Origin of the sequence: Streptomyces sp. NPDC088812 (assembly GCF_044750285.1) — a bacterium.
GTDB lineage: Bacteria > Actinomycetota > Actinomycetes > Streptomycetales > Streptomycetaceae > Streptomyces.
This window is the reverse complement of record NZ_JBIVJP010000001.1, coordinates 376526-390806: the sequence shown is the minus strand read 5'-3', so window position 1 is coordinate 390806 and position 14281 is coordinate 376526. Positions and strand designations below refer to the sequence as shown.

Below are 14281 nucleotides of genomic sequence, written 5' to 3'. Positions count from 1 at the left end.
GGCCCGGGGAAAGCGGATCCGGGACCGCCCCGGGCGCCGAAGTATGCCTCCGTTCCCATATGTCGGCTCCGAGCCCATCCGTAGGGGCCCCAGCGTCCGAATAGCCAGTGAAGAGGAGTGAGAAGGTGAACAGCGATGAGAAGGTCGTCCACCTGCCCTGTCGTCCGGACGGACGGTTCCCTCCGAGGGCTGCGCGGCCATGTGCGCGCACAACTGCGGGCCTGGCGGCAGGAGGCTCTCGCCGATGACGCCGAGATCGTGGTCGGCGAGCTCGTCACCAACGCCCTGCGGCACGGGAGGCCGCCGGTGCGGGTCTCCCTGAGCCTGCGGCACCAGCCGGGGGTGCGGAACACGGTGCGGATCGAGGTCACGGACGCGGGCGCCGCTTTCGACGTGCGCCTCGTCCGCGCCCGCTGGCGGCATCCGTCCTTCACGGCCGGCGAATCGGGCCGCGGTCTGCTCATGGTCGACGCCCTCACCTGCGGGTGGGGTGATCTCGGCAGCTTCCACGGGCACACCGTCTGGGCGGAGCTGGTCTGTGAGGGAGCCGGTGTCCCGGTCTGGTAGGGCCCGGCGAAGCGAACGCCGCCGTCCACGGTCCGCGGGTGCCGTAGCCTCGAAGCGAAGATCACTTGTCGAGAGGAGGCCGGATGAACGAGGCCGAGTCCGGGGGTTGTTGTGCGCCCTCCGCCGGCCGGGGCGGGGCGGACCTCACCTTGGGGCCGACCGTCCCCGCCCAGGGGCCCACCGCGACGGGACGGCCGAAGGACCGGGATCAGGACCGGGACCGGAACCAGGACCGGAACCAGGACCGAGACCGGAACCATGACCAGGACCAGGACCAGGACCGGCACCGCCTCCCGGACGGAAGCCGAGGAAAGGGCCTGGCCCCCGGCCCTGATCACAGCCTCCCTGATCACAGCCTCCCTGATCACAGCGTCCTGCTGGAAGGCGGCTCGTTCCTGATGGGGACGCGGGACGCCGACGGCTTCCCGGAGGACGGTGAGGGACCGGTCCGGGAGGTCACCCTGTCGCCGTTCCGGATCGACGCCTGCGCGGTGACCAACGACCGGTTCGCGCGGTTCGTCGACGCGACCGGGTACGTCACCGAGGCGGAACGATTCGGCTGGTCCTTCGTGTTCGCCGGTTTCCTGCCCGCCGCGCTGCGCCGCGGGGCACCGCGGCCGCCGGGGACACCGTGGTGGTGCGGGGTCGAAGGGGCCTCCTGGCACGCCCCCGAGGGTCCGGGCAGTTCGGTCGGCCCGCGCGGCGACCACCCCGTGATCCACGTCTCCTGGAACGACGCCGCCGCCTACTGCCGGTGGGCCGGCGCCCGGCTGCCCACCGAGGCGGAGTGGGAGTACGCCGCGCGGGGCGGCCTGGTGCAGCGCCGCTATCCGTGGGGGGACGAGCTCACGCCGGACGGCGAGCACCGCTGCAACATCTGGCAGGGCCGGTTCCCCACCAAGAACACCGCCGAGGACGGCCACCGGGGCACGGCACCGGTGACCGCGTACAAGCCCAACGGCTACGGGCTGTACAACGTGTCCGGCAACGTGTGGGAGTGGTGCGCGGACCGGTGGGGCACCCGGCACCCGGACCGTCCGCGGACCGATCCGAAGGGCCCGGCGCACGGCTCGTCGCGTGTCATGCGCGGCGGCTCCTACCTGTGCCACCACTCGTACTGCAACCGCTACCGCGTCGCGGCCCGCACGGCGAACACCCCGGACAGCAGCACCGGCAACCTCGGGTTCCGGTGCGCGTGGGACGCCTGAGGCCCACCGCAGCACCCCGTCCCGGCACGACCCCGCACCGTCCCCCACCACCCCGCACCGTCCCCACCTCCCCGCACCGCTCCGCCGCGCCCCGTCCGTCACGGGAACATTGCAGCCTCATGAAAGGTCACCGGCTCCACCGACAGCCACCCCACCCCGCCTGGCCTGCACCTTCCCTCCCCCTCGGGAGCCGCTGGGCACTTCACCGGTTTTTTCCGGGCTGTTGACGTAATTACTCCGGCTCCGCATCCTGAGCCCCATGCCGCACGATCAGGAAAGCCCGCTGGCACGGCTGCGCCGGGGTCACGAGGAACTCGTCCTCGGGCTCCTGCGCACCCACGGTCCACTCAGCAGGGGAGAGCTGGGCAGGCTGACCGGCCTGTCCCGCACGACCCTGTACGACATCGTCGCCGTCCTCGTGGACAGCGGCGCCGTCGTGGCCGCGCCGCCCGCCGGCACCGAGCGGCGCCGGGGCCGTCCGGTGGAGACGCTGAGCCTGCACCCCGGCGCCGGGCAGGCCATCGGCATCGACTTCGCCCGGCGCGCGGTGCACGTCGCCGCGGTCAACGTCGCCCACGAGGTGATCGGTTCCGCGAGCGCGCCGCACACCGAAGGCCTCGGCTGGCAGGAGCGCGTCGACCTCGCCGGGCGGCTGGTCGGCGGGCTGGCCGGCGGCACGCTCCGGCTGGGGGCGCTCAGCGGCGTCGGAGTCGGGGTCGTCGGACCGGTGAACGGCGCGGCGGCCACCCCGCCGGGGGGCTCACCGGCCCGCGACGACGGGGCACCGCTGCGCCACGGCGACCTGTCGGTGCTGCTGCGCAAGCGCTTCGGGGTTCCCGTCCTGCTCGACAACAACACCCGGCTGGCGGCGCTGGCCGAGGCGACGTGGGGGGCCGCGGCCGGCGTGCAGGACGTCCTGTACCTGCGGCTGTCGCACGGCGTGGGCGGCGGTCTGGTGGTCGGCGGCGCCCTGCACCGGGGTGCGCACGGGCTGTCCGGGGAGTTCGGCCACATCACGGCAGAGCCCGGCGGCCGGCGATGTTCCTGCGGCAAGGACGGCTGTCTGGAGACCGTCGCCTCCATCGGCGCGGTACTCGACGCCCACCCCGGCTCCGACGATCTGGGGGCCTTCCTCGCCGCGCTTCCCGGCGATCCCGGCGCACGCCGCGTGCTGGCCGAGGCCGGCGCCCGGGTGGGCACCGTGCTCGCGGCCGTGTGCAACGCGATCGGCCCCGACGTCACGGTGCTGGGCGGTGAACTCGCCGACGCCGGACCGGCGTTGTTCGCGCCCGTCGAACGCGCCCTGTCGGCGCACCTGATGCCGGTCTCCCGGCCGCGGATCGACCTGCGGCCCGCCTCCCTGGGCGAGGCGGGCGGCGCACTCGGCGCCATCGCACTCGTCCTGCACGAATCGCCCCTGCTCACCCGCTATCCAGCACCCGATCCCGTGGAGGGAACGTGACCGCCCCCGTCCCGTCGAGGCCACCATGGCCGTGATCACCGCACCCGAGAAGACGCCCGCCGCGTCCACCGCGCGACGGCGGCGCCGTACCGTTCCCACGCTCCTGCTGAACCTGGTCGCGCTGATCGCGGGGGTCGCCGTGTGGGGGATCGCCGCCGCGACCCACCTGGCCGACGTCCCGGGCCCGCCGGCGGTGGCCGCGCGGGCCTGGGAGATGCTGGGCGACGGCACCCTGGCCGACGACACGCTGGCGAGCCTGCGCCGGGTCTTCCTGGGCTTCGCGCTCGGCACGCTCCTCGCCGTTCCCGTCGGCTTCCTGATGGGCTGGTACCCGCTCGCCCGCGGCCTGCTCGAACCGTACGTGCAGTTCTTCCGGACCGTGCCGCCGCTGGCGATCATCCCGCTGGCGATCGTGCTCATGGGCATCGGCGAGACCCCGAAGGTCTTCGTCATCTTCCTGGCCGCGTTCCTGTCCGGTGTGGTCGCCGCGTTCCAGGGCGTGGTGGGCGTGGACGGCACGCTCGTGAACGCGGCCCGCGTGCTGGGTGCCCCGGACCGCGTGATCTTCCTGAAGGTGGTGGTCCCGGCCGCCACGCCGTTCCTGCTCGTCGGCATGCGCATCGGGCTCGGGGCGTCCTGGGCGACCGTGGTCGCCGCCGAACTCATCGCCGCCGACAAGGGCCTCGGCTACGAGATGATGCACGCGCAGACCTACTACGACCTGCCGACGATCTTCGTCGGGCTGATCACCATCGGGGTGATCGGGCTCGTGATGGACCGCCTGCTGCTTCGGGCGGAACGGCATCTGACGGCCTGGCAGGAGCGGCGATGACCGACGTACCCACCCTCACCGAGGCCAAGATCTCCTTCCGGGAGGCCGGGAAGAGCTTCCCCGTGAAGGGCGGCGAGTTCACCGCGCTCGACCGCGTGTCGCTGGACGTGGCCGACCGTGAGTTCGTCACCGTCGTCGGCCCTTCGGGCTGCGGCAAGTCGACCCTGCTCAACATGGCGGCCGGCCTGGTCGAGCCGACCACGGGCCGGGTCCTGGTGGACGGGGACGCCGTGCGGGGGCCCGGTCCCGAGCGCGGGGTCATCTTCCAGCAGTACGCGCTCTTCCCCTGGCTCACCGTGCGCGGGAACGTCGAGTTCGGGCTGAAGCTCAGGTCCCTGTCCGCCGCCGAACGCCGCAGCCGGGCCGACCGGGCGATCGAGCTGGTCGGGCTCACCGACTTCGCCGACGCCCTGCCCAAGACGCTGTCCGGCGGTATGAAGCAGCGGTGCGCGATCGCCCGGGCGTACGCCGTCGATCCCGAAGTGCTGCTGATGGACGAGCCGTTCGGCGCGCTGGACGCCCTCACCCGGGTGCAGTTGCAGGACCAGTTGCTGCACACCTGGACCCGGGAGCGCCGTACGGTCATGTTCGTCACGCACGATGTCGACGAGGCCGTCTACCTGGCGCGCCGCGTCGTCGTGATGGCCGCCCGGCCGGGCCGCGTCCACCGCGTCGTCGACGTGGACCTGCCCTACCCGCGGACCGAGGAACTGCGGCTGTCCGCCGAGTTCGCGCAGATCCGCAACGAAGTGTGGCACTCCGTGTACCACCAGCCGTCCGCAGACCCCTCGGCCTGACACCCCCCGCCCCTCGGCCTGACACCCCCCGCCCCTCGGCCTGACACCCCCCGCCCCTCCGCTGGAGAGACAGCCCAGCCCTCCGACCCGACAGCCCGCCCCTTCGACCCGACAGCCCGCCCCGTCGGCCTGAGGCACCCAGCCCCGCGTCCCGACAACCCGTCCCTCGGCCTGAGGCACCCCGCCCCTCGGCCCGACACCCCGTCCCCGCGGCCGGACGGCCCCCGCCCCGCCTCGCGGTGACACCCCGTCCCCCGGCCTGACAGCCCCTCATCCCACCTCGCGGTCCCGCACTGCGCGCACACCCGAAAGGCACCATGTCATGAGCATGCCCCGACGCACCTTCCTGGCATCACTCTCCGCCACCGCGCTGGCGCTCTCCGTGTCCGCCTGCTCCTCGGACGAGGACGGTGGCAGCGGCGGCAGCGGCACGACGACGATCCGCTTCGGCTACATAGCCGACTACAACGGAGCCAGCCTGCTGGCCATCGCCGACGACCAGGGCCTGTGGAAGAAGCACGGCCTGTCCGCCTCCTACAAGACCTTCGTCAACGGCCCCATCCAGATCCAGGCACTGGGCAGCGGCGACCTCGACTACGGCTACATCGGTCCGGGCGCCATCTGGCTGCCCGCCTCCGGCAAGGCGAAGATCGTCGCGATCGACACCCTGACCTACGCCGACCGGGTCATCGCCAAGCCGGGGATCACCTCCATGGCCGGTCTCAAGGGCAAGAAGGTCGGCGTTCCCGAGGGCACGTCCGGCGAGATGATCCTCAACCTCGCGCTGCGCGAGGCCGGGATGACCATGGACGACATCGAGAAGGTCGCGATGGACGCGCCCACCGTCGTCTCGGCCTTCTCCGCCGGACAGATCGACGGCGCCGGCATCAACTACCCCCTGATCGACACCATCAAGCAGAAGGTGCCCGACCTGGTGGAGCTGGCGAGCGCCGAGGACATCGGCGGTTCCTTCCCCACCGCGTTCGTCTCGGGCGAGAAGACGGACGCGACCGCCCGGGCGAAGGTGGTCAAGGTGCTCCAGGAGGCCAACGACTGGCGGGCGGCGAACCCGGCCGCGTCCGTGAAGCTCACCGCGAAGCTCCTGAAGGTCTCCGAGGACAAGGTCGAGGCGGACGCGAGCCACGTCAAGACGCTCACGACCGCCGAACTGGTCGCCCGGACCGAGGACGGCACCGTCGCCGAATGGCTGGACGGCATGACGGAGTTCTTCGTCAGCACCGGCCAGTTGAAGAAGGCGCCCTCCGCCGACACCTTCTACACGGGCGACGTCTACACGAAGGCGGCCTCGTGAACCTCCTCTTCCTCATGACCGACCAGCACCGGGTGGACTCGCTCGGCTGTTACGGCAATCCGCACGTCGCCACCCCGAACCTGGACCGGCTCGCGGCCACCGGCACCCGCTTCGACCGCTTCTACACCCCCACCGCCATCTGCACCCCGGCCCGCGCCAGCCTGCTCACCGGCCAGGCGCCCTTCCGCCACCGGCTGCTCGCCAACTACGAGCGCAACGTCGGCTACCTGGAAGACCTGCGCGAGGACGCCTTCACCTTCCCCGCCGCGCTGGCCGAACGCGACTACCAGCTGGGGCTGGTGGGCAAGTGGCACGTCGGCACCCGCCGCAACGCCGCCTCCCACGGCTTCGACGGCCCGGACCTGCCCGGCTGGCACAACCCGGTCGACCACCCCGACTACCTCTCCTACCTGGAGGAACGCGGGCTGCCGCCGTACCGCATCACCGATCCGGTGCGCGGCACCACACCCAACGGCAATCCGGGCAACCTGCTCGCCGCACGTCTCCAGCAGCCGGTGGAGGCGACGTTCGAGCACTACCTCGCCACCCGCGCCATCGAGCTGCTGGACACGTACGCCGCCGACGGCCGGCCCTTCTTCCTCGCCACCCACTTCTTCGGCCCGCACCTGCCGTACCTGCTGCCGGACGCCTACTACGACCTGTACGACCCCGAACTCGTCGAACTGCCGCCCTCGATCGCCGAGACCTTCGAGGGCAAGCCGCCGGTGCAGCGCAACTACAGCGCGCACTGGACCTTCGACACCATGCCGCTGGAGGTCACCCGCAAACTCATCGCCGTCTACTGGGGCTACGTCACCCTCGTCGACGAACAGATCGGCCGCATCCTCACCCGGCTCGACGAACTAGGGCTCACCGACGACACCTCCGTCTTCTTCACCGCCGACCACGGCGAGTTCACCGGCGCCCACCGGCTGCACGACAAGGGCCCGGCCATGTACGAGGACATCTACCGCATCCCCGGGATCGTCCGCGTTCCCGGGCAACCCCCGCAGGTCCGGAAGGAGTTCGTCAGCCTCACCGACTGCACGGCGACGATCCTGGACCTGGCGGGCTGCGACCCCGCGCCCGCGACCGACAGCCGCAGCCTGCTGCCGCTGGTGCGCGGCGAACACCCCGACTGGCCCGACGAGTTGCTCGCCGAGTTCCACGGCCACCACTTCCCCTACCCGCAGCGCATGCTCCGCGACGACCGCTACAAGCTGATCGTGAACCCGGAGTCGGTGAACGAGCTCTACGACCTCGAGGCGGACCCGCACGAGCTCACCAACCGCTACGCACACCCCGAACTGGCACCCGTACGGCGCCGGCTGATGCGCCGCCTCTACGACCTGCTCCGGGAGCGCGGCGACAACTTCTACCACTGGATGACGCCCATGTTCGACATCGGCACCTCCGACTACGACCCGACCCTGAGCTCCTTCGAGTAGAGAGGTCCGCCGACCGTGCACCGAAGAACGCGCCGCCCACGTCGTCACCGCCCTCGCCGTGCTCCCGCCCGCCGGACAGGCCACGGCCGCGCCCGGGCGGACACCGACGTACACCAACCCGGTGACCGCCGGTACCGTCGACACCTTCCCCGACCCGGCGGTAATCCGCGAGGACGGCTCCTGGTACGCCTACGGCACCCGGAACCCGGCCGGGAAGGTGGGCGTGGCCGCCCGGGGCGCCGGAGCCGCGGCCGACGACGTGGGCGCCGTGAAGCTGTACACGCCGGTCACCCAGCGGGGCGCGGACCCACGGCCCGGTGCGCTGCTGCCCGCGTGCGGCGACGAGTTCGACTCCGGAGAACGCACACGACGGCTGCCCGCACCGGACGGTACGGGCAGCCGGGGCGTCGCCGCCGGGACCGCTCAGTGGCCCGAGCCGTGCCGGCCGCCGAGCTGGTCGCGGTGGCGCGGATCGCCCAGGTAGGTCTCCGCGTCGAACGGCGGAGCCGACCTGATCTCGTCCTTCGTCCGCGCCACCTGCACGGTCCGCGCGTCGTGGTCGACGCCCATGACCACCTCCGACGGCAGGACCACCTTCCTTCCCAGGACCCAGAACCCGGTGTGCACCACGAGGAACCGCGGGCCCAGGTCCCTGGAGTACTTGGTGACCTTCCCGGCGTGGCCGTCCGTGGCGTCCACCTGATACCCCGTCAGGTCGTCGTCCGGGGTGTGACCGGCGGTCGGCACGTGGTGTCCGTGGTGTCCGTGGTGTCCGTGGTGTCCTTGCTGTCCTCGGGACTCGCTCACGAAGTCCTCCCTGCTCTGCTCGTCGCCCGTGTGCCCGGAGAATCAGCGTCTGCGGCCGCGCACCGCCCAGCCGCTGCCGATGCCCGCCACATGGAGGGCGAGCAGGGTCAGGCCCAGGAGCATGATGTTCGTGGACGTGAAGGTGTCGTTGGTGGAGATCTCCGCCGCGTTGATCAGGAAGGCGATGAAGAACGCCACCGCCGCGATGATGGCCAGCACGAGGTCCGTCCCTTCGGTGTGTCGGGTCGTCGGGTTCGCTCTCCTCCGGATGCCCCCTACGGCGCCCCGAACACGGCGGGCCGCACGGAACGTCGAGAACGGCGCCGAGGTCTGAGTAGCCGTACTCAGGCGCGGCGCCCGTGCCGCCGCGACACTGTGGTGCACACCGTCCCTCCCGGAGAAAGGCCCCCTCGTGCTGAGCCGTGCCGCCGCCGCCCTGATGCCCGTCCTCGGACGCCTCACCGTCACCAGCGAGCTGCGGATGCGCCTGCCCGGGGGCACCATCTTCGCGGCCAACCACGACTCCCTCGCCGACCCCGCCGTCGTCCTGGCCGCCCTGCGGGGGCTGGGCGTGGAGCCGGTGGTCATGGCGACCGCCGGGCTCTGGCGCGTCCCGCTGCTCGGTCGGGCGCTGGCCCGCGAGGGGCACATCGCGGTCCACCGCCGCTCGGCGCGCGCCGCGCAGGCGCTCGACGCCGCCGCCGAGGTCCTCGCCGGCGGCCGGCACGTCCTGCTCTACGGGGAGGGCGGGCTGCCGGACCGCACGGACGCGACCCCCGGTCCGCCCGAGACGTTCCGTACCGGACTCGCCCGCCTCGCCCACGCGTCCGGCGCCATGGTCGTCCCGGTGGGCCACGCCGGCGCCCGGCGCATCACCTCCGGGTCCACGACCAAGCAACTGGCGGGCGCCCTGACGGCACCCGTGCGCCGCCCGCGCTGCCACGTCCACGTCGGCGCACCGCTGCGTCTGCCCGCGGAGACGGCGACCGGTACCGCGGCCGCCCGCCGCGCCGTCTGGGTGGCCTGGCGGACGGCGGTACGTGCCGTGGGCGAACGGGGCGCGGAGCGGCACCCGGTGTGACGGACCGGGACGGACCCGTTCTTCCGCCCCGTTCTTGCGCCCCGCTCATCCGCCGCGCGCATCCGCCCCGCTCATCCGCCCGCGGGCGGCGGCGCCGTGCTCCGGCGCAGGACGAGCCGGGTCGGCACGAGGGTGGTGCCGCGCTCCGGGCCCTCGCGGCGCATCTTGCGCAGGACGGCCTGGACGCAGAGGCGGCCGACCTCCGCGAAGTCCTGGTGCAGGGTGGTCAGCGGCGGCAGGAAGGAGCTCGCCTCGGGGATGTCGTCGAAGCCGATGACGCTGACGTCCTCGGGGACGCGCCGGCCGCGTTCGTGCAGGGCGCGCAGCAGGCCCAGGGCCATCTGGTCGTTGGCCGCGAAGACGGCGGTGCACTCCTCGCGGGCGGCGAGTTCGAGGCCCGCGTGGTAGCCGGACTCCGCCGACCAGTCGCCGCGGACCGGGGGCGGCGGGGTGCGGCCGGCCTCGACGAGGGCACCGCGCCAGGCGTCCGCGCGCCGTTGGGCGGCGAAGGAGTCCTCCGGGCCGCCCAGGTGCCAGACCGTACGGTGGCCGAGGTCGAGGAGGTGCCGGACGGCGGTGCGGGTGCCGCCGGACTGGTCGGTGTCGACGACCGTGTAGTGGTCGCCGGCGTCGGAGTCGACCACCACGACCTGCACGTGCGGCGGGAGGGTGACGGTCGCCGCGTCCAGCAGGTGGACCTCCATGATGACGATCACCGCGTCGACGGCGAGCTCCTCCAGCCGGGAGAACGCCCCGCGCACCTCGTCCTGGGTGGGGACGGCGACCGGCAGCAGTGTCACCGCGTACCCCTCCTCGGCGGCGGAGGTGGCGATCGCCTCCAGCGTGCGCACGTTGCCGGTCGTGGAGAGCGTGAAGGTGATGACGCCGATGGTGCGGAACTCGCCGCGTTTCAGCGCGCGGGCGGCGCTGTTGGGGCGGTAGCCGAGCTCCTTCATGGCGGCCAGCACCTGCTGCCGGGTCTCCTCGTTCACCCCGGCGTACCCGTTGGACACCCGGGAGACCGTCTGCGACGAGACGCCCGCCAGCCGGGCCACGTCCGCCATGGAGGCGGTGGCCCGGCCGCGGGTCCGGGCGCGCCGGGCCGCGCCGCCGGTCCCGGAGGCGTCCCCGGCGTGCTCCCCGGCGGTCCCGGTGCCCGTCACCGGGGCTCTTTCAGCCATCTCCACGCGCAGCCCCCACCTCTCCGTCACCGCGGGTTCCACGGGTGCCCCGAGGACCCTTGACCGTGGTCATCGGGGCAGTGTAGACATGCCGCCATCAGATGTTTACGTAAACATAACAGCTCGCCAACCTGCCGCGATGGCCGATGTTTACGTAAACATCATGGCGGTGCGGCCCGGTACGCCGGCCCCGCCCCGCCCGGTTCCGGGACTGGACGAGCGAGGAACGACATGACGACGCTGCAATCGCCGGCGGCCGCCGAACCGCGGCCGGCGCCCCCTCCGTCGAGGAGGGACCGCCGCTCCTGGACGGGGTGGGGTTTCATCGGCCCGTTCGTGGCCGTGTTCACCCTGGTGTTCCTGGCGCCGATCGTGTATTCGATCTACCTCAGCCTCTTCCGCGACCAGCTCATCGGCGGCACCACCTTCGTCGGCCTCGACAACTACACCGAGGCGCTGCAGGACGACCGGTTCTGGGCCTCGCTCGGCCGGGTGTCGCTGTTCCTCGCCGTCCAGGTACCGGTCATGCTGGGCCTCGCCCTGCTGATCGCCCTGGTCCTGGACAGCGGACGGCTCTACGGCAAGAGCTTCTTCCGCATCACGATCTTCCTGCCGTACGCCGTGCCCGCCGTGGTCGCCACCCTGATGTGGGGCTTCATGTACGGCACGAAGTACGGGCTGGTGGGCGACATCGACGAGGCGTTCGGCGTCTCCCTGCCCGACCCGCTCTCCCCCGACCTGGTGCTGGCGTCGATCGGCAACATCGTCACCTGGGAGTTCATCGGTTACAACATGCTGATCTTCTACTCGGCGCTGCGGGTCGTCCCGCACTCGCTGTACGAGGCGGCCGAGATCGACGGCGCCGGACAGATCCGCGTGATCACCGCCATCAAGCTGCCCGCGATCCGCGGCGCCCTCGTCATCGCGACGATCTTCTCCATCATCGGCAGCTTCCAGCTCTTCAACGAGCCGAACATCCTGCGGCCGCTGGCGCGCAACGCCCTCACGACCGACTACACCCCGAACTTCTACACGTACTCGCTGTCCTTCAACGGCCAGCAGCACAACTACTCCGCGACGGTGGCCATCATCATGGGCCTGATCACGATGGTGATCGCCTACGTCGTGCAGCTGCGCGGCATGCGCAAGGGAGCGTGACCCGATGAGCAGCCCCCTGACCACCGACTCCCCCGCCGCGCCCGCCAAGGTCTCCGGTGCCGCCGGGAGCACGCCCCGGCTGCGCGGCCCGCGCCGGCACACCCCCGGCAAGCCCCGGCGCAGCGTGCTGCTGACGGTGCTGACCTCCCTGGTCGTCCTCTACACCGTGGTGCCGCTGATCTGGCTGGCCATCAACGCCACCAAGACCCAGGCCGGGCTCGCCGATTCGAGCGGGCTGTGGTTCAGCGACGACTTCGCCCTCTGGGACAACCTCCGTGACACGTTCACCTACGACGACGGCGTGTTCACGCGCTGGCTGCTGAACACCCTGCTGTACGTGGTGCTCGGCGCCGGCGGCGCCACCCTCCTCGCGGTCCTGGGCGGGTACGCGTTGGCGAAGTTCGACTTCCCCGGCCGGCGCGGCGTCTTCGCCGTCGTCATCGGCGCCGTGGCCGTTCCCGGTACGGCCCTCGCGGTGCCCACCTTCCTGATGTTCAGCAAGATGGGTCTCACCGACACCCCGTGGGCGGTGATCATCCCCTCGCTGGTGTCGCCGTTCGGCCTCTACCTGATGTGGGTGTTCGCCAGCGAAGCCATCCCCACCGAACTCCTCGAGGCCGCCCGCATCGACGGGGCCGGCGAGGCGCGCACCTTCTTCCGGGTCGCGCTGCCCCTGCTCGCCCCCGGCCTCGTGACGGTGCTGCTGTTCACCACGGTCGCCACCTGGAACAACTACTTCCTGCCGCTGATCATGCTGAAGGATCCGGACTGGTATCCCCTGACGCTGGGCCTGAGCGCGTGGAACTCGCAGGCGGAGACGGTCGGCGGCGATGTCATCTTCAACCTGGTGATCACCGGTTCGCTGCTCACCATCCTGCCGCTGATCGCCGCGTTCCTGCTGCTCCAGAAGTACTGGCAGTCCGGCCTCGCCGCCGGAAGCGTCAAGGAGTGACCCCGCGGCCCTCCGGCCGCCCCCTCACCCCCACACCGCGCACGACCACCCTCACCCTGTCCCGCCCACGAAGAAGTGGAAGCACCTCCATGCGCAGAAAGACCGGCCGCCTGCTGCGCGGCCTCGCCCTCCTCTCGGCCCTCGCCCTGGGCGCCACCGCCTGCGGCGGCTCGGACGACGACTCCGCCCAGAAGGCGGTCTCCGCCGCGGACATCCAGGCGGCCCTGAAGAAGGGCGGCGAGGTCACGGTGTGGGCCTGGGAACCCACGCTGAAGACGGTCGCCGCCGACTTCGAGAAGAAGTACCCCAAGGTCAAGATCAACCTGGTCAGCGAGCGGTCCGGCGACAAGCACTACACCGCCCTGTCGAACGCGATATCGGCCGAGAAGGGCGTGCCCGACGTCGCCCAGGTGGAGTACTTCGCGGTGAGCCAGTACGCCCTGACCAAGGGCCTCACCGACCTGAAGCCGTTCGGCGCGGACAAGCTCGCCGACAAGTACACCCCGGGTCCGTGGAACGCGGTGAGCGAGGGTGACGCCGTCTACGGCCTGCCGATGGACTCCGGCCCGATGGCGCTGTTCTACAACAAGTCGGTCTTCGACAAGTACAAGATCGCCGTCCCCACCACCTGGGACGAGTACCTCGAGGCGGCGCGCAAGCTGCACAAGGCCGACCCGAAGGTGTACATCGCCAACGACGCCGGCGACGCGGGCTTCACCACCAGCCTGCTGTGGCAGGCCGGTTCGCGTCCCTACACGGTCGACGGCACCAATGTGAAGATCGACTTCTCGGACGCGGGCGCCACGAAGTTCACCGAGACCTGGCAGAAGCTGATCGACGAGAAGCTCCTCGCGCCCATCAACGGCTGGACCGACGACTGGTACAAGGGCCTCGGCGACGGCAGCATCGCCACCCTGGCGATCGGCGCCTGGATGCCCGCCAACTTCGTCACGGGCGTGCCGAACGCCGCCGGTGACTGGCGTGCCGCACCCCTGCCGGCCTGGACCGCGGGCGACAAGGCGAGCGCGGAGAACGGCGGCAGCTCCCTGACCCTGCCCACCCTGGGCAAGAACAAGGAACTCGCCTACGCCTTCGTCGAGTACGCGAACGCCGGGGCCGGTGTGCAGTCCCGCGTCAAGGAGGGTGCCTTCCCCGCGACCACCGCGGAGCTCCAGTCCACCGAGTTCCAGAGCACCAAGTTCGACTACTTCGGCGGGCAGGAGGCGAACAAGATCTTCGCCGAGTCCGCCGCCAACGTCTCGGACGACTGGTCGTACCTGCCCTTCCAGCAGTACGCCAACTCGATCTTCAACGACACCGTCGGCAAGGCCTACGTCTCCGGCACGAAGCTCGCGGACGGTCTGAAGGCCTGGCAGGACGCCTCCGTGAAGTACGGCGAGGAGCAGGGCTTCACGGTCGAGAACTGATCACGCGACACACCCCGGGCGGCGCGGACGACTCCGCGCCGCCCTCGTG

At 71.5% G+C, this 14281-nt stretch carries 15 protein-coding genes; 12 read left to right on the top strand and 3 right to left on the bottom strand.

Going from position 1 to position 14281, the window contains the following annotated elements; translation table 11 throughout:
- Positions 1-135: 135 nt before the first annotated feature.
- From ACIP67_RS01675 to ACIP67_RS01640, 8 genes are all read left to right on the top strand, one after another.
- Complete coding sequence (locus ACIP67_RS01675; protein ID WP_401685740.1) at positions 136-567, top strand: ATP-binding protein; 432 nt, start codon at positions 136-138, stop codon at positions 565-567.
- Between the two features lie 317 nt (positions 568-884).
- The gene (locus tag ACIP67_RS01670) at positions 885-1775 is read left to right on the top strand and encodes a formylglycine-generating enzyme family protein (protein ID WP_401686768.1); all 891 of its coding nucleotides are present in this window, start codon (positions 885-887) and stop codon (positions 1773-1775) included.
- Between the two features lie 259 nt (positions 1776-2034).
- Positions 2035-3237, top strand: a complete 1203-nt coding sequence (locus ACIP67_RS01665; protein ID WP_401685737.1) for an ROK family transcriptional regulator — start codon at positions 2035-2037, stop codon at positions 3235-3237.
- A 25-nt stretch (positions 3238-3262) separates the two neighbouring features.
- Entirely contained in the window at positions 3263-4069 is an 807-nt protein-coding gene (locus ACIP67_RS01660) for an ABC transporter permease (RefSeq protein WP_401685734.1), read from the top strand.
- A complete protein-coding gene (locus tag ACIP67_RS01655) occupies positions 4066-4866 on the top strand; it encodes an ABC transporter ATP-binding protein (protein ID WP_401685731.1) in 801 nt (266 codons plus the stop codon). The genes ACIP67_RS01660 and ACIP67_RS01655 overlap by 4 nt, the downstream gene beginning before the upstream one ends.
- Positions 4867-5188: 322 nt before the next feature.
- Positions 5189-6178 carry an aliphatic sulfonate ABC transporter substrate-binding protein gene (locus ACIP67_RS01650; RefSeq protein WP_401685728.1) on the top strand — a complete coding sequence of 330 codons (990 nt, stop codon included), beginning with the start codon at positions 5189-5191 and terminating at the stop codon, positions 6176-6178.
- On the top strand, positions 6175-7626 hold the full coding sequence (locus ACIP67_RS01645) for a sulfatase-like hydrolase/transferase (protein ID WP_401685725.1): 1452 nt from the start codon (positions 6175-6177) through the stop codon (positions 7624-7626). Before ACIP67_RS01650 ends, ACIP67_RS01645 begins: the two co-directional genes overlap by 4 nt.
- A gap of 121 nt (positions 7627-7747) precedes the next feature.
- A complete protein-coding gene (locus ACIP67_RS01640; RefSeq protein WP_401685723.1) occupies positions 7748-8110 on the top strand; it encodes a hypothetical protein in 363 nt (120 codons plus the stop codon).
- Here the strand turns inward: ACIP67_RS01640 and ACIP67_RS01635 are convergent.
- Together ACIP67_RS01635 and ACIP67_RS01630 are read right to left on the bottom strand one after the other, a co-directional pair.
- The gene (locus ACIP67_RS01635; RefSeq protein WP_401685720.1) at positions 8050-8433 is read right to left on the bottom strand and encodes a PRC-barrel domain containing protein; all 384 of its coding nucleotides are present in this window, start codon (positions 8431-8433) and stop codon (positions 8050-8052) included. The genes ACIP67_RS01640 and ACIP67_RS01635 overlap by 61 nt on opposite strands.
- A gap of 42 nt (positions 8434-8475) precedes the next feature.
- A complete protein-coding gene (locus ACIP67_RS01630; protein WP_389523029.1) occupies positions 8476-8652 on the bottom strand; it encodes a hypothetical protein in 177 nt (58 codons plus the stop codon).
- Positions 8653-8845: 193 nt separating this feature from the next.
- Between ACIP67_RS01630 and ACIP67_RS01625 the strand changes: the two genes are divergently transcribed.
- A complete protein-coding gene (locus ACIP67_RS01625; RefSeq protein WP_401685717.1) occupies positions 8846-9514 on the top strand; it encodes a lysophospholipid acyltransferase family protein in 669 nt (222 codons plus the stop codon).
- Between the two features lie 71 nt (positions 9515-9585).
- Here the strand turns inward: ACIP67_RS01625 and ACIP67_RS01620 are convergent, their stop codons facing one another.
- A complete protein-coding gene (locus tag ACIP67_RS01620) occupies positions 9586-10578 on the bottom strand; it encodes a LacI family DNA-binding transcriptional regulator (RefSeq protein WP_401686765.1) in 993 nt (330 codons plus the stop codon).
- A gap of 348 nt (positions 10579-10926) precedes the next feature.
- Between ACIP67_RS01620 and ACIP67_RS01615 the strand changes: the two genes are divergently transcribed.
- The 3 genes from ACIP67_RS01615 (at position 10927) to ACIP67_RS01605 (ending at position 14232) form a co-directional block, all read left to right on the top strand.
- Positions 10927-11853, top strand: a complete 927-nt coding sequence (locus tag ACIP67_RS01615; protein WP_401685713.1) for a carbohydrate ABC transporter permease — start codon at positions 10927-10929, stop codon at positions 11851-11853.
- A gap of 4 nt (positions 11854-11857) precedes the next feature.
- The gene (locus ACIP67_RS01610; protein ID WP_401685710.1) at positions 11858-12805 is read left to right on the top strand and encodes a carbohydrate ABC transporter permease; all 948 of its coding nucleotides are present in this window, start codon (positions 11858-11860) and stop codon (positions 12803-12805) included.
- An 89-nt stretch (positions 12806-12894) separates the two neighbouring features.
- On the top strand, positions 12895-14232 hold the full coding sequence (locus ACIP67_RS01605; RefSeq protein ID WP_401685707.1) for an ABC transporter substrate-binding protein: 1338 nt from the start codon (positions 12895-12897) through the stop codon (positions 14230-14232).
- Positions 14233-14281 lie beyond the last annotated feature (49 nt).